Genomic DNA, 15883 nt, shown 5'->3' on the forward strand with positions numbered 1-15883 from the left:
CCAGTACTCCTTGCGGGCAGGTCAGGCAGGCAGCCACTCACGCCACGGCAGGCGGGTGTCGCCCAGGGCGATGAAGTCGCCGTTCAACAGGGTCTCGCGGCGGTTGTAGCGGAACGGCTTGCCGGTGGTGGCCGACAGCACCGCGCCCCCTGCGGCGTGCAGCACGCATTGGCCGGCAGCGGTATCCCATTCAGAGGTGGGGCCCAGCCGCGGATAGACATCCAGCGTGCCCTCGGCAAGCCGGCAGAACTTCAGCGACGAGCCCTGTGCGACCACCTCGATCTCGCCCATCCGCGCCAGCAGCGCCTGGGTCTGTTCGCTGCGGTGGGAGCGGCTTGCCGCCACCTGGAGTGGCGGCGTGGCCGGCGTGCGCGTGCGCAGCACCGAGTCGTGCATGCCCTCGCGGCGGTATGCCAGTTCCCCGCGCATGGCGTGCCAGGCGATGCCGGTGACCGGCGCCAGCACCACCCCGAATGCCGGCGCGCCCTGGTAGATCAAGGCGATGTTGACGCTGAATTCGTCGTTGCGCTTGACGAACTCGCGCGTGCCATCGAGCGGGTCGACCAGCCAGTAGGCGCCCCAGTGCTGGCGCACCTCCCACGGCACCTGCGCCGACTCCTCCGACAGAATCGGCAGGTCCGGGGTGAGCTGCTGCAGGCCGCGCTCGATCACCTGGTTCCCGGCCAGGTCGGCGGCGGTCACCGGGCTGTGGTCGGACTTGATCGCCACGTCGAACGGGGTGGCATACACGGCCATGATCGCGGCCGCCGCGTCCTGGGCGATGGCGATCACCGTTTCGCGCAGATCGGTGGTGAGTTTGATCATGCCTGGTCGGCCAGCCACTGGCGGGCGATGAACAGCGCGGCCAGCGAACGGCCCTCGGAGAAGTCCTCGCGCAGCATCAACTGGTCCAGGTCGGCCAGCTTCCACGGCACCACTTCCAGCTCTTCGGGCTCATCGCCGGCCAGCCGTTCGGGGTACAGGTCGCGCGCCACCACCAGCCACGACTGGTGGCTCATGTAGGTGGGGGCCAGGGTCATCGCGCGCAGCACGTCCACGCGCCGCGCGCCGTAACCGGCCTCTTCCTTGAGTTCGCGGTCGGCGGCCTGCTCGGGGGTTTCGCCGGCATCGATGCGGCCCTTGACCAGGCCCAGCTCGTAGCGGTGCATGCCAGCGGCGTATTCACGTACCAGCAGCACGGTCTGTGCGTCCAGCATCGGCACCACCACCACCGCGCCATGGCCTTGGCTGACCAGGCGCTCGAAGCGGCGGCGCTCGCCGTTGGAGAATTCCAGGTCAAGATGCTGGCGCTGGAACGGCCCGCTCTGCTCGTCCGTGATCTTGTGGATGATGGGCAGGCGACGACTCATGCGAGCATCTCTAGAATGGGAACTGGTGAAAACGTCTTCATGAGCCCGAAATGCTAGCAGACCCAGCCCCCTTCACGCTGGCCGACCAGTGGCGCCGACGCGACCTGGCCGTGCTTTGGCACCCGTGCACGCAGATGCGCGAGCACCCCGACACCCTGCCGCTGGTGCCGATCGCCCGTGGCCAGGGGCCCTGGCTGATCGACCATGACGGCAAACGCTACCTGGATGCGGTGAGCAGCTGGTGGACCAATCTGTTCGGCCATGCCGAACCGCGCATCGGCGCGGCCATCGCCCACCAGGCCACCCAGCTGGAGCAGGTGATGCTGGCCGGCTTCAGCCACCAACCGGCCGTGCAACTGGCCGAGCGCCTGCTGGCGATCGCCCCGCGCCAGGCCGGGCGCGATCCACTGGCCAAGGTGTTCTACGCCGACAACGGCTCGGCCGGGGTCGAGGTCGCGCTGAAGATGGCGTTCCACTACTTCCGCAACCGCGGCGAGCACCACCGCACCCGCTTCGTCGCGCTGGAGAACGGCTACCACGGCGAAACCCTCGGGGCGCTGTCGGTCGGCGATATCCCGCTGTACCGCCGGGTCTACGCACCGCTGCTGACCGAGGCGCTGTTCGCGCCGTCGCCGGATGCCTACCTGGCCGAGCCCGGGCAGAGCGCGGCACAGCGCGCCCACCAGGCCGCCGATGCACTGGCCACGCTGTTTGACCAGCACCCCGGCGAAATCTGCGCGGTGATCCTGGAGCCGCGGCTGCAGTGCGCCGGCGGCATGCGCATGCACGACCCGGTGTACCTGCAGCGCGCGCGTGAACTGTGCGATGCCAACGGCGCGTTCCTGATCGCCGACGAGATCGCCACCGGCTTCGGCCGTACCGGCACGATGTTCGCCTGCGAACAGGCCGGGGTGATGCCCGACCTGCTGTGCCTGTCCAAGGGCCTGACCGGCGGCTTCCTGCCTCTGTCGGCCGTGCTGGCTACCCAGGCGCTGTACGACGCGTTCCTGGACGACTCGCGCGAGCGCGCCTTCCTGCACTCGCACAGCTACACCGGCAATCCGCTGGCCTGCGCGGCGGCACTGGCCACGCTGGATATCTTCGCCGGCGAGGACGTGATCGCGCGCAACCGCAGCACCGCCGAAGTGATGCGCACGCTGGCGGCGCCCTTCAACGACCATCCGCACATGGCCGACGTGCGCCAGGCCGGCATGGTGGTGGCCTTCGAACTGACCCGCAACGGCGACAAGCGCACCCCCTTCCCCGCCGCGGCGAAGGTCGGGCTGCATGCCTACACCGCCGCACTCAAGCGTGGCGTGGTGCTGCGCCCGCTGGGCAACGTGCTGTACTGGATGCCGCCCTACTGCGTGGAAGACGAGCACCTGGACCTGCTGGCCCAGACCACCCTGGCGGCCATCGAAGAGGCGGTTGCATGCGCGTGACCCGTTGCCACCTCGACCGCCCGCTCGCGGTGGGCCAGATCCTGTCCCTGCCGGAGGAGGCCGCCAACCACCTGGTGCGGGTCATGCGGCTGCGCGAAGGCGATGGTTGCGTGCTGTTCAATGGCGACGGCCACGATTACCACGCCACGCTGGTCGTGGTGGGCAAACGTGACGCCCAGGTGCGGATCGATGCGCTGACCGCACCGGACAACGAATCGCCGCTGCACATCACCCTGCTGCAGGGCATCGCACGCGGCGAGAAGATGGACCTGATCCTGCAGAAGGCCACCGAACTGGGGGTCGATGCGATCGTGCCGGTCAACGCCGAGCGTACCGAAGTGAAGCTCGATGCGGCGCGCGCGGAAAAGCGGCTGGCGCACTGGAACAGCGTGGTGGTTTCGGCCTGTGGCCAATCCGGCCGCGCGCGGGTGCCCAGCGTGGCCGCGCCGCAGGCGTTGCTGGATGCGGCGCGGGCGATGCCCGCCGACGCACTCAAGCTGACCCTGGACCCGCTCGGCGACCATCGCCTGTCCACCCTGCAGCCCGCACCGGGTGGGGTGGTGATCGCGATCGGACCGGAAGGCGGCTGGTCACCGCGCGATCGCCAGGCGTTGGCTGAATCGGGCTTCCAGGGGCTGCAACTGGGTCCACGCATCCTGCGCACTGAAACCGCCGGGTTGGCCGCCATCGCGGCCGTGCAGGCGCGGCTGGGCGATCTGGGCTGACCGACCACATTCCGGCGGGTAGCGACCGTTGGTCGTTACCCCCTCCCGGTCGGTGCCATGCATGTGCCGACCAACGGTCGGCACCTACCATCGGTCACGCATACCACCGGTCACGCACCGGTACCATCGGTCACGCACCGGTAGGCAGCCACCGTTGGTCGGTGCGCAAAGCATGTGCCGACCAACGGTCGGCACCTACCCGGCTACCGGGTAGGCCTCATCCAGCGCCGCTTCCAGCACGTCCAGGTCCGGCAGCAGCGCGCTCTGCTCGCCGAGCAGCACGCGCATGTGCACGCCCTGTGGCAGCATTTCCTCGGAGGCGTCGGCCAGCAGGCCGTCGCGCGGCACCGAAATCAGCTGCGGGAAGGTCTGGGTGAGCAGGGCGAAGTACGGACGCTTGGCGTTGCCACCCAGCGCCTTCAGTACCACCACCTTGTTGTTGCTGGTCACCAGCTCGTCGCCCAGCCCGGACAGGCGCGCGAACGACAGCAGTGGCACGTCCCAACCGTGCCAGGCGATCTGCCCGACCAGCCAGGTCGGTACGTCGGGGATGCCCTGTACGGCGACCTTGGACATCATTTCGGCCACGGTGGCATTGGGCAGCAGCACACGCTCGTGCCCGGCCTGGATCAATACCCCGCGGATTTCGTCGTTGCTGGCGTAACTCATGTCGTGATTCCTGGAAGAGGTGTGGCGCGGCGATTACTCGCTCACACCCCAACGTTCGACGATGCTCTGGGCCAATTGCGGCGGCTCGCCGGCAGGCATGCCGGCGGCGACCACGGCGTTGGCCGCGGTGGGGTCGTAGCAGCCTTCCCCGACCTGCCCGGCCACCCAGGCCCCGGCGGCGGCCAGGGCCAGCACGTCGTCGACCTGCGCGGCGTCGGCACCACTGAGCAGCACCACCGCGCTGTGCGCTGGCGGCAGCGTGGCAATCTGCACGCCCTGTGCATCGGCATGGAAATACAAGCCACCGTTGCGCGGCGCCAGGCCGACATCGTCGGGCAGGATGTACGCATTACCGTCCTGCACCGGCTGGTCGGCTTCGGCCAGCAGCACCGGCAACGCCGAGACCCGCGCCATCTGCTTGACCAGATTGCCGTAGCGACCGCCATCCAGGCGCATGTGCACCAGCACCGGCGTGGCCAGCCCGGCCGGCAGGCTGGCCAGCAGCCGGCGCAGGGCATCGGGGCCACCGATGCCGGCCAGCACCAGCACCGCGCCCGGCGCGGCGCCATCGGCCGGGCCTGCCGTCTCCAGTGCGACCAGCGACAGGCGTTCGGTATCGAATTCGGACGACAGCGGCGACGCGCTGGCCGGGGCGAACCCCGATGCAGCGGCGGCAGCCGCAGCACCGTCATCGTCAACCAGCGACCAGCTGCTGTGGTCACCCAGCGCCATCGACGCAGGTACCGCAGGCGGGGCGGCGGCCGGTATCGCCGGCGGCTCGATCGGTGCGGTCGATGGCGCCGGCTGCAGCGCGGCCAGCGCCTCCTCCAGCGAGATCGGCTCACTCAGCGTGTCCGGGGCTTGGTACAGACCATCGGCCGGCACGTCGGCCGCGGCATCGAAGGCTTCGCGCACATGGAAGTCCAGCGGCGCGTCGGCATGCAGCTGCGCGGGGGTGGTCGGCAGGCCCGGTTCGGGCTGCAGCAGGCCGTCCTGCTCCGAGCCCGGCGGCAGCACGTTCTGGTGGCCGTGCAGCTTGGCCACCAGATGCCGCGCCCAGCGCTGGGCTTCCCACCCTTCGCGGCGCGCGGCCAGGTCGGCTTCGTCGAAAATCAGGGTGAGCGAGGGCGAGCCCAGCACCGGATCGAGCCGTTCCAGCGCATCTTCGATGGCCGGTTCCAGCGCGATCAGCACCGCGCCCGGCGCCGCCTCGCGCAGGACCTCCAGCGCGAGCGTGGTGGGATCCTCTTCCAGCACCAGCGTGGCGCCGGCCTGGCCAAGCGCCTCGCGCAAGCGGTCACGGGCCTGGCCGGGCCGCGCCAGCAGCGCTACCGACAACAGCGAAGGCAGGTCATTGGCGGACACGGGCGATCCCCAGCAGGTCGTACACATTCCGCATCAGGTCCAGCTCCTGGTAAGGCTTGCCCAGGTACCGCTGGACGCCAATTTCAAAGGCGCGCTGACGGTGCTTGTCACCACTGCGCGAGGTGATCATCACAATCGGCACATCCTTGTAACGCGGGTCGGCGCGCATCGCGGTGGCCAGTTCATAGCCATCCATGCGCGGCATTTCGATGTCCAACAGCATCAGGTCCGGGACACGCTCTTCCAGCCGTTCCAGTGCTTCCACGCCATCGCGGGCCACCACCACGTCGAAGTTGTGGCGTTCCAGGATGCGCCCGGTGACCTTGCGCATGGTCAACGAATCGTCGACCACCATCACCAGCGGCACCTCGCGGTCGCTGACCTGGGTGGCGGCGGCAATCGGCTTGTGCGGATTGGCCTGGAAGCGGCGTACCAGCGGTGCAACATCGAGGATGACCACGACGCGGCCGTCGCCGGTAATGGTGGCGCCGTAGATGCCCGGCACCGAGGCGATCTGCAGGCCCACCGGCTTGACCACGATTTCGCGGTTGCCCAGCACCTGGTCGATCGCCACGGCCGCGCGCAGTTCGCCGGCACGCACCAGCAGCAAAGGCACCTGGGCCTGCCCTTCGGCACGGGCCTGGCCCTGGCCGACCAGCGTGCCCAGGTCATGCAGCGCGAACTCTTCGCCGCCGTAGTGGTAACCCCCGTTGGCCGCCTCGAAGCGCTCGCGCGCGATCCGGCCAATACCGCTCACCGAGGCCACCGGCACCGCGTAGGTGGTCTCACCGATCTGCACGAACACCGCCTGGGTGACCGCCAGGGTCTGCGGCAGGCGCAGGGTGAAGGTGACGCCCTGGCCGCGCACGGAGTGGATGTCCACCGTGCCGCCGAGCTGGCGTACTTCGTTGAAGACCACGTCCATGCCCACGCCACGGCCGGCCAGCTGGCTGACCTGGTCGGCGGTGCTGAAACCGGAAGCGAAGATCATCGCGTCCAGTTCGGCCTCGGCCAGCGCTGCTCCGGCCTCGATCAGGCCACGCTGTTCGGCGCGGCGACGGATCGCCTCGCGGTCCAGCCCGGCACCGTCATCGGCCACTTCCAGCACGATTTCCGAGCCTTCGCGACGCAGGCGGATGGCGATCTCGCCCTCTTCGGGCTTGCCCGCCGCGCGACGCTGCTCCGGGGTTTCCAGGCCGTGAGCCACCGAGTTGCGCAGCATGTGTTCCAGCGGCGCGACCATGCGGTCGAGCACGTTGCGGTCCAGTTCGCCGTGGGTCCCTTCCAGGATCACGTGGACCTCCTTGCCGGTGTCCTGGCCCGCCTGGCGGACCACCCGGCGCAGGCGCGGCACCAGACCATCGAAGGGCACCATGCGCGCCCGCATCAGGCCGTCCTGCAGTTCCGAGCTGACCCGCGACTGTTGTTGCAGCAGCACGTCGTACTGACGCGACAGATCATCGAGCACGCCCTGCAGGCCGCCGAGATCGGCTGCCGATTCGTTCAGCGCGCGGCTCAACTGCTGCAGCGTGGAGAAGCGGTCCAGCTCCAGCGGATCGAACGTGTGGTCCACCTGCTCCTGCTCGCGCTGGTAGCGGGCGACGATCTGCGCCTCGGTTTCCAGGTCGAGGCGGCGCAGCTGGTCGCGCAGACGCGCGTTGGTGCGGTCCAGTTCACCCATGGCGCCGCGGAAGGCACCCAGCTGCTGTTCCAGGCGCGAGCGGTAGATCGCCACTTCACCGGCGTGGTTGACCAGGCGGTCGAGCAGATCGGCGCGTACCCGCACCTGTTCCTGCTGCGGACGCGCCAGGCTGTCATCGTCGTTGCTGGCTTCCACCGGCACCGGCGCCGACAGCGGCGCAGCGGCCACGGCGGCGTCGATCATTACCGGCGCGAGGTCCTGCTGCGCTTGGTCGGCGTTGTCTGCCGCGACCGGCTCCACCCGGCCCAGGGTGCGCTGTTCAAAGGCCTGGATCAGGTCATCGGGCATCGCCACGGTGCGGTGCTGGCCGGTGCGGGTCAGCAGCTGATGCAGGCGGTCGAAGCCACGCTCCAGCAACTGCACGTCGCTGCGGTCGATATCGGTGCGGTTGGCGGCCACCGCCTCCAGCAACGATTCGATGCCGTGGCCCAGATCGCCGATCGGATTGATGCCGGCCATGCGTGCGCCACCCTTCAGGGTGTGCAGGTCACGCTGCAGGCCGGCGATCACATCGCGGTCGTTCGGCGCGGCACGCAGCTCGCTGATCAGACCATCGCAATGGTCCAGCAGGTCCTTGCCTTCCTCGACGAAGATGTCGACCAGCTCCTGGTCGAGCACGCTGAAATCCAGCGCGTCGGCGCTGTCATCCTCGGCGGCGACATCGGATGCAACCGGTTCGCTGGCATCGGGCTGCAGGGCATCGGCCTGGACCGCATCGGTCACCGCCTCACCCGGCAGGGTCAGCGCGCTGTCGCCAGCAGACACGGCCGTCTCGGTCGGAGCCGACAGCGGTGCGTCTTCCAGTTCGAAGAACGGTGTGGGAATGGGAGCGGCCGCTTCCACGGCGGCGGCGGCATCGGCATCGGCTTCAACGTCCGCGTAGGCGTCAACATCGCCTTCGGCAAACGCGTCGGCTTCGTCGCGGTGCTCCAACGGATCGTGGCGGGCATCCAGGCCGAGCACGTTGTCGTTGTCGTTGTCGTTGTCGTTGTCGTTGTCGTCGTCCTGGTCGGGCGCGGCATCGATCACGGTCAGGCCGTCATCCAGCGCCTGCTGCACATCCACCTGTTCGCCGAAGGCGGGGGTCGGCGGCAACGCGTCGGCCAGTGCCTCGCGGTCGCGGTCGCTGTCGTTGTCCTCAGCCTCGTCCAGGCCTTCCGCGTCAGCACGCTCGACGGCGGCATCCGGCGTCGTTGCGGCTGCCGGGTGCAGCTCGGCGTCGAAGTAGCGTGAGAGGTCTTCGGCGCCGGTCAGCTCGACCGCCTCCAGGCCCGCGTAGGCGAGCGCTTCGGCCGCCGGGCCGGTATCGACGGCCGCGGCATGCGACAGCGTCGGGTCGGCGACAACCGGCGCCGGGGTCACCGGCAGATCGGCATTGAAATAGGCAGACAGATCGTCACTGCCGGTCAATTCACCGACCACCAGCGCCTGATCGTCCAGCTGCTCCGCATCCTCCAGCGCATCAGTGCCCACCACCGACAGCCCATCGGCGTCGATCTCGGCCTGCTGCAGGGAGCCATCGGTGCGGTCATCGAAGTGGGCGTAACCGCCCTCCTCTTCTGCCGGTGCCGGCGCGGCCTCCTCGACCAGCGGTTCATGCTCGAACGAGGTCAGTTCGACATCCAGCTCGTCCTCGTCCTCGTCCTCGTCGTCCATCACCATCGCCGGCCAGCGCGCTTCGGGCAACGTATCGGCCAGGGCCTGCAGGCGCGCGGCCAGCACGGTCTGCACTGGAATGCGCGGGGCCTCGGCCTGCAACGCCGCCATGGTCGCGGTGATCGCCTCGGCGGTGGCCGACAGCGCGTCCACGCCGTCGGCATCGGGGGTGGCATCGGCGGCCAGCGAGCGTTTGATGAAGCTCTCCGCGCCCCCGGTGACCGCGGTGATCTCCGGGACGTTGGTCATCGCGAACGCACCATTCATGGTGTGCACCGCACGCAACAGCATGTCGGTCACCGGCTGCGGGGCCTGGCTGGCCTCGCGCAGCCACGCCTGCAGCGTGGCCTGGTGGGTGTCGACCTCGGCTTCGAGGATCTCGCGCAGTACCTCGTCGATGTTGGCCGGGGTGCCTTCGGCATCCTCTGCCGGGACCGGTGCCTCGACGGCGACGACCGGGACCGCCCGCTGCAGCGGCACATGGAAGGTTTCCTCACCGGCCGCCACGCGGTCGGCGGTCGCCTGCATGGCCTGCAGGTCCGCGCTGACGCGGCTGCCATCGCGCAGTGCCGCATTGAGCTGCGGCAGGACCTCATAGGCCTGGGTGACCATGGCCACTACCGCCGGCGATGCCGGGCGACTGCCCTCGAGCACGCGGTTGAGCATGCCCTCGACCTTCCAGCTGAACTCGCCCAGGGTGCGTGCGCCGACCAGCCGGCCACTGCCCTTGAGGGTGTGGAAGACGCGACGGATCGGACGCAGGCGGTCCAGGTTGTCGGGCGCGGCGCGCCAGACCGGCAACAGGTTGCCAAGGTTGACCAGTTCCTCGTCGAACTCTTCGATGAAGACTTCGCGGATGTCCTGGTCGATGTTCTCGCCGCTGTCTTCAAAACCGGCATCGATGCTGTCGGCAAGGGCGTCGGCGGCCCCGTCGCCAAGGATCGACCCTGCACCCGGCAAGGCCGGCGGCTGGGTGTTGAACTGGGCTGCAGCCGCGTCCAGCTCCGCCAGGAAGCGGGTCGACTCCTCGTCCAGCTCGATCTTGCCGATCACCGCGGCGTGCACGCCGGTGCTGCTGTGGGTCACGACCGGCGACGGATCCTGGGTCGAGTGGTCGGTGGTGTCTCCAACATCGGTATCGGCGATATCGGTTGCATCGAAGGCATCCAGCGCCTCGAAGCCGTCATCGGCGTCGGCGGCAGCATCCAAGACTTCGTCTGCGGGTAGCGGCGGCTGCAGGAACGAGGGCAGGCGCTGCACGTCCAGCTCCGGTGCCGCATCCACCGCATCCTCCTGCCCGTGGGCAAGCGGCGCATCGTCGATCTCCAGCGACAGCACGTCGCCGGCATTGTGCAGCGGCGCGTCGAAGGTGAATTCGATGGGCTCGTCGCTGATCTCCAGCAGGTCGTGCTCGGCGGTGACCGGATCGAAACCGGTGTTGGCCGTCGATGGAGCCGTCCATGCGTCGGTGACCGGTGCCGCAGGCTCGACCGGGGCGCCATCCAGCGCCTCCAGCGCAACATGCATCGGTGGCAGCGCCTCCCAGCGGGTTGCGTGGCTGTCTTCGGCGATCACCGGATCGAAATGGCCGAAGCTCGGCGCGATGTCGCTGGCCTCGGTCGCGGTGGACAGCGTCCACTGCGTGTCCTGCGGTGCGGCTGCGGTGGAGGCGGCGAAGACCAGCGGTGCTTCGATGGTTGCCGCCACGAGCACGTCGGCGGGCACCTCCTCGCGCGCTTCAACCGGCACCTCGGCCAGCGCAGCGCCGGTATCGAGGGTGGCTGCCGCAACATGGCTGGGCAGCGGATCGAAGGTCACATCCGGCAATGCCGGCGGCACGCTGCCCGGTGCCGGCGCAGACCTCGTCACCGGGGTATCGATGCGTTCGGGGGCCGGCGCTTCCCAGGGCGCCAGCTCGATCGGTTCCGGCGCCACCGGCAGTGCTTCGGCGCTGGCATCGGCGGCCACCGCATTGGCGTCCGGCAACGGCCAATAGCGCAGGGTTTCCAGGCTGGTACGGGTGATGTCGAGGATGTCCTCGCGCCCCGGGCGACGCTCGCGCAGCGCTTCGAGGTAGTACTCCAGGCTGGCCATGGCATCGGCCAGGGTGTCCAGCTGGCGACCGCTCGGCACGCGCTGGCGGCCGATCAGTTCCACCGCGATGTACTGGCGCACGCCCTGCAGGTAGTCGGCCGGGGTGGACAGGTCGAGCATGCGCAGCGCACCGGCCACCTCGCCGAGCAGGCGCGGTACCTCGGCCAGCTGCTGGTGGTTCCAGTTGGTCTCGATGAAGGCGACGAAATGTTCGCGGGCGGCGGAGAAATTGGCGATGGCTTCATGCGCCAGGACTTCGACCGTGCGCCGGTTTTCCATTGCGCTGGGGTCATCCTCGCCGCTGCCGCCGGCACCCAGGTGGGCGACCTGGTCGTCCAGCGAGGCATCCACGTACAGCAGGGCGCCGGCGATATCCAGCAGCAGGCTTTCGTCGATCTGCTGCTGGCCATCGACCACGCCACGCAACGCATCGCGCTGCTGCACGACCACGCCGCGGGCCACGCCCAGGCCCATCATGCCCAGGGTGTCGGCCACTGCGCCCAGTTCATTGACCTGGGTCTGCAGCTGCACCGGATCACCGGCAGTACGCAGGTGCAGGTCCAGCGCGTCCTTGACCCGCAGCAGTTCTTCCTTGACCGCGTTGCCCACGGTATCAAGCAGCTCGCGGTTGCGGCCGCTGAGGCTGCCGCGCGCGTGGTCCAGTTCGGCCTCGGTGGCGCTGGCGCTGTCCGGGGCGAAGGCGAACAGCACGCTTTCATTGATGCCCGGCGCAGCGCGCGCCGAACGGATGTCATTGAGCAGCGGCAGCAGCACGATCGGAATATCGCGATGGCCGTTCTGCAGGCGCTCCAGGTAATCGGGCAGCAGCACGCTGCCGCGCATCAGGGTGGCGCAGGCTTCGTCGCGGTCGGGCACTTCGCCGGCGCCGATGGCGTTGGCCAGCTGCTCCAGTTCCTCGGCCACCATCGCCGGGGCGTACAACTCGACCATGCGCAAGGTGCCCTGCACCTGGTGCAGGTAGCCGGCGCAGAAGCGCATGCGGCTGCCGTCGGCCGGGTCTTCGGCGTAGTACTCGACCTCGTTGCGCACCTGGCGCAGGGTCTCGTCCAGCTCCGGCTTGACCCAGCCCAGTGCTGCGTGGCTCATGGCATCGCGCAGCGTGCTCATGCCGATACTCCCGGCAGCGGGGCGCGCGTGTCGTGCTGTTGCGTCTGGCGATGCATCATCTGCTGATTCCTTCCCTCTCCGCCCTGCCCGCGGCTCACGCCGGCAGCTTGAAGTCGGCAACCGAGCGGCGCAGGTCGGCCGCCAGCTGTGCCAAATGACCGATCGACTCGGCGGTCTGTCCCGCGCCCTGCGAGGTCTGGCCGGTAATCTGCCGGATCACGCCCATGGTGCGGGTGATGTCCGACGCGGCCGACGACTGCTGCTGGGCGGCGATCGAGATGTTCTTGATGAGGTTGTTGAGCGCGTTGGACACGCGTTCGATTTCGGTCAGGGCGGTACCGGCGTCTTCGGCCAGGCGCGCACCGGACACCACTTCGGCGGTGGTCTGCTCCATCGAACTGACCGCTTCGTTGGTATCGGCCTGAATGGCCTGGACCAGGCTTTCAATGCGTCGGGTGGCACCGGAGGTACGTTCTGCCAGGCGCTGCACTTCATCGGCCACCACCGCGAACCCGCGACCGGCTTCACCGGCCGAGGCCGCCTGCACGGCAGCATTCAACGCCAGGATGTTGGTCTGTTCGGAAATGTCGTTGATCAGTTCCACGATCGAGCCGATTTCCTGCGAGGACTCACCCAGCCGCTTGATGCGCTTGGAGGTTTCCTGGATCTGGTCGCGGATCTGGTCCATGCCCTGGATGGTTTCGCGGACCACGCCGGCGCCTTCGGCGGCGATCACCACCGAGCGCTGCGCCACGTCGGCCGATTCGGCCGAGTTGCGCGACACCTGCTCGATGCTCGAAGCGATTTCGCCGATCCGGTCCGAGGCCGAGGTGATCTGGTTGGCCTGGTGGCCGGCCGCTTCGGCCAGCTGCATGGCGGTGGCCTGGGTTTCCTGGGTGGACAGCGCGACCTTGGCCGAGGTGTCGTTGATGGTGGTCACCAGGTGGCGCAGCTCATCCACCGCGTAATTGATGGCGTCGGCGATCGCGCCGGTCATGTCCTCGGTCACCGAGGCCTTCACCGTCAGGTCGCCTTCACCCAGCGAGCTGATTTCGTCCAGCAGCCGCATGATCGCCTGCTGGTTGCGGCTGTTGAATTCCACCTGGGTCTGGTAGCGCAGGTCCTGTTCGCGCGAGCGGCTGCGCACGGTGCTGCTGACGAAACCGATGATGGCGATCAACGACAGCGCGCCGGAGATCACGCCCAGCCAGAAGTTGGGGAACAGGCGCGTATCGCGCACCGACCCGAACGAAGAGAAGGCTTCGAACAGCTTCTTGCTGTCCTCGAGCATCTTGTTGGACCCACTGGTCAGCGCGGCGGCCGATGACTGCGCCGAGAACAGCTGGCGCGAGCTGGCCAGGATCGCGTCGGCGTCCTTCTTCATGGTCTCCCACTGCTTCTGCGACTGCTCCAGCGCGGTCAGCGCACCGGCATTGCGGACCGCCGTGATGCCCAGTTCCTCGTTGCCATTGCGCAGTGCTTCGAGCACCTGGGTGAACACCACCGAGTCGCGGGCCAGGGCGTCGCCAGCGGCGGCGGCATTGGCGCCACCGGCGCGCATTTCAGTGACCCGGCGGGCCATCGAGCCGACCACCACCACCTGCTGCAGGGCGTTGTAGACCTGCGAGGCGGGCGCGCCACCGGCCGACATCGCGCGCACCACTTCATTCAACTGTGCCTGCAGTGCGGGCACGCCGTTGACGAAGTTGTTGGCGTTGCCGGCCAGCGCCAGCACCGCCGGCTCGCTGGCCACCAGCTGGGCGGCGCTCTTGCCGAGCGGCTCCCAGGTCTGGCTGAGCTGGGTGAGCGGGCCGGACACGTTGGCCTCAGCACCGTAGCGGCCCTGCAGGCTGCTCACGGTGCCTTCGATGCGGGTCTTGGTGTCCTTGAAGGCGGTGAACGCCTGGGCGTTGCCCGACACCGCTTCACGGCCCTGGTTGGCCAGCTGCTGGGACAGCACCTGCAGGTCGGCCGCACCGGTACTGGCACCGGCCAGGCGACTGCCCTGCCAGGTGGCCACGCCGGTGTTCACGCCGAACACGATCATCGACAGGGCCAGCAGACCCAGCCAGAAATTGGTTCCCACCGAGCCCAGCTTGCCGGCCTTGGCGGTTTCCGAAGGAGTACTCATCGTTCAACCTCGATCTTCAATGCGGTGAGACAGACAGCAGCGCTCAGGCCGCGGCCTGCCTGAATTCGGGGGTACGCGACAACAGCGACAGCGAGAACACGCCCCAGTCATGACCGTCGCCGTGGAAGGCGCGATCGACGAAGTGGGCGTAGCGGCCGCTGGCCAGGTCGCCGGCGACGATGTCCTGGTCCTGCTCGAAGCTGCGCTGGCCGAACAGTTCATCGATGGTCAGCGCGACGTCGCCGCCGGCCTGGCGCATGATCAGCACGCGCTGGCCTTCCTGCTGCACGGTGCGCTCGCCTTCCATGAAGTACTTCAGGTCCACCACCGGGAACAGATTGCCGCGCAGGTTGCCCACGCCCAGCAGCCACGGCTGCGCGCCGGGCACCGGGGTGATCGGCGGCATCGGCACGATTTCCACCACTTCGCGGAAGTCCGACACCAGGTGGCGTTTGCCCACGCGGTAGCCGACGCCACGCCACAGGTCCTGCGCGAACTGCCGCTCGGGCAGCTGCACGGCATGGGCCAGGCTGCGCTGTTCGTAGACCTCGAGGATGTCGAAAGGAGAGCGCATCAGACCACCAACTGGTTGATCCGCGCGATCAGTTCCTCCTCGCGCGGCGGCTTGACGATGTAGTCGGCCGCCCCCTGGCGCAGCCCCCACGCCTTGTCGGTTTCCATCGCCTTGGTGCTGACGATGACTACCGGGATATGTTTGGTCGCCGCGTCACGCGCCATCGCACGGGTGGCCTGGAAGCCACTCATGCCCGGCAGCACGACATCCATCAGCACCAGCTGCGGCGACTGCTCGCGCACGAGCACCAGCCCGTCCTCGGCATTGTCCGCTTCCAGTACTTCGTGCCCGGCCTTGGTCAACCACTGCGTAAACACCGCACGGTCGGTCGGTGAATCCTCGATCAGAACGATTCGAGCCATTGTGCCTTTCCCCCTGGTCAGGCGTTGACGTATGTGCGGATGGCACCCAGCAGTTCTTCACGCGTGAAAGGCTTGGTCAGGTACTGCTCCGAGCCGACGATGCGCCCGCGCGCCTTGTCGAACAGGCCGTCCTTGGAGGACAGCATGATCACCGGCGTGGACTTGAACAGCTGGTTGCCCTTGATCAAGGCGCACGTCTGGTACCCGTCCAGGCGCGGCATCATGATGTCCACGAAGATGATCTGCGGCTGTTGGTCGGCAATCTTGGCCAACGCCTCGAAACCATCGGTCGCGGTCACCACCTCGCAGCCTTCGCGCTTGAGCAGTGTTTCGGCGGTCCTGCGGATGGTCTTCGAATCATCGATGACCATGACCCTCAGCCCTGCGAGTTCCCCACCCGCAGTCATGTTTTCAGTCATTACCTTTCCCCGAGCGCGCGACGCTTCTGCTTGGTCCGGCGCCGCTGCGAAAGCGTATCTATATCGCACTTCCGGCGCAGGCTTCAAGCACCGCCACTTCAGCCGAGGCGCCAGCGGGTCGGCGGTGACGCCGGGCACACTTTTTGCGCAAACCCGGCCCCCCCCCCGGACGCTGCGTTGCACCGGCCGGGGGCAGGCAGCCAGGGGCGGATGCGGCTACCATCAGCGCCTTGCCTGACAGGTGCG

At 68.3% G+C, this 15883-nt stretch carries 11 protein-coding genes; 2 read left to right on the forward strand and 9 right to left on the reverse strand.

Annotated elements, in window-relative coordinates; all coding sequences use genetic code 11:
• Positions 1 to 21 precede the first annotated feature (21 nt).
• Both cysQ and nudE read right to left on the reverse strand, forming a co-directional pair.
• Positions 22 to 825 carry a 3'(2'),5'-bisphosphate nucleotidase CysQ gene (gene cysQ / locus AC3IR9_RS15850; protein ID WP_489291883.1) on the reverse strand — a complete coding sequence of 268 codons (804 nt, stop codon included), beginning with the start codon at positions 823 to 825 and terminating at the stop codon, positions 22 to 24.
• On the reverse strand, positions 822 to 1370 hold the full coding sequence (gene nudE, locus AC3IR9_RS15855; protein ID WP_489291885.1) for an ADP compounds hydrolase NudE: 549 nt from the start codon (positions 1368 to 1370) through the stop codon (positions 822 to 824). Before nudE ends, cysQ begins: the two co-directional genes overlap by 4 nt.
• Before the next feature lie 50 nt (positions 1371 to 1420).
• Between nudE and bioA the strand changes: the two genes are divergently transcribed.
• Both bioA and AC3IR9_RS15865 read left to right on the forward strand, forming a co-directional pair.
• The gene (bioA, locus tag AC3IR9_RS15860; protein WP_489291886.1) at positions 1421 to 2812 is read left to right on the forward strand and encodes an adenosylmethionine--8-amino-7-oxononanoate transaminase; all 1392 of its coding nucleotides are present in this window, start codon (positions 1421 to 1423) and stop codon (positions 2810 to 2812) included.
• Positions 2803 to 3537 carry a 16S rRNA (uracil(1498)-N(3))-methyltransferase gene (locus tag AC3IR9_RS15865; protein WP_489291888.1) on the forward strand — a complete coding sequence of 245 codons (735 nt, stop codon included), beginning with the start codon at positions 2803 to 2805 and terminating at the stop codon, positions 3535 to 3537. Before bioA ends, AC3IR9_RS15865 begins: the two co-directional genes overlap by 10 nt.
• 195 nt (positions 3538 to 3732) lie before the next feature.
• Here the strand turns inward: AC3IR9_RS15865 and AC3IR9_RS15870 are convergent, their stop codons facing one another.
• The 7 genes from AC3IR9_RS15870 to pilG all read right to left on the reverse strand — a co-directional run bounded on the left by AC3IR9_RS15870 (position 3733) and on the right by pilG (position 15637).
• Complete coding sequence (locus AC3IR9_RS15870; protein ID WP_489291889.1) at positions 3733 to 4206, reverse strand: chemotaxis protein CheW; 474 nt, start codon at positions 4204 to 4206, stop codon at positions 3733 to 3735.
• 33 nt (positions 4207 to 4239) lie between these two features.
• Positions 4240 to 5571 carry a chemotaxis protein CheB gene (locus AC3IR9_RS15875; protein WP_489291891.1) on the reverse strand — a complete coding sequence of 444 codons (1332 nt, stop codon included), beginning with the start codon at positions 5569 to 5571 and terminating at the stop codon, positions 4240 to 4242.
• Entirely contained in the window at positions 5558 to 12151 is a 6594-nt protein-coding gene (locus tag AC3IR9_RS15880) for an Hpt domain-containing protein (protein ID WP_489291892.1), read from the reverse strand. Before AC3IR9_RS15880 ends, AC3IR9_RS15875 begins: the two co-directional genes overlap by 14 nt.
• A 94-nt stretch (positions 12152 to 12245) precedes the next feature.
• Positions 12246 to 14282, reverse strand: coding sequence for a methyl-accepting chemotaxis protein (locus tag AC3IR9_RS15885; RefSeq protein ID WP_489291894.1), 2037 nt, complete (start codon positions 14280 to 14282; stop codon positions 12246 to 12248).
• 43 nt (positions 14283 to 14325) lie between these two features.
• Positions 14326 to 14856 carry a chemotaxis protein CheW gene (locus AC3IR9_RS15890; RefSeq protein WP_489291895.1) on the reverse strand — a complete coding sequence of 177 codons (531 nt, stop codon included), beginning with the start codon at positions 14854 to 14856 and terminating at the stop codon, positions 14326 to 14328.
• The gene (locus AC3IR9_RS15895) at positions 14856 to 15218 is read right to left on the reverse strand and encodes a response regulator (protein ID WP_489291897.1); all 363 of its coding nucleotides are present in this window, start codon (positions 15216 to 15218) and stop codon (positions 14856 to 14858) included. The genes AC3IR9_RS15890 and AC3IR9_RS15895 overlap by 1 nt, the downstream gene beginning before the upstream one ends.
• A gap of 17 nt (positions 15219 to 15235) precedes the next feature.
• Positions 15236 to 15637: a twitching motility response regulator PilG gene (gene pilG, locus AC3IR9_RS15900; RefSeq protein WP_042614342.1), complete on the reverse strand. Its 402-nt coding sequence runs from the start codon at positions 15635 to 15637 to the stop codon at positions 15236 to 15238.
• Between the last annotated feature and the right edge of the window lie 246 nt (positions 15638 to 15883).

This window comes from Stenotrophomonas sp. GL_101 (assembly GCF_057835675.1).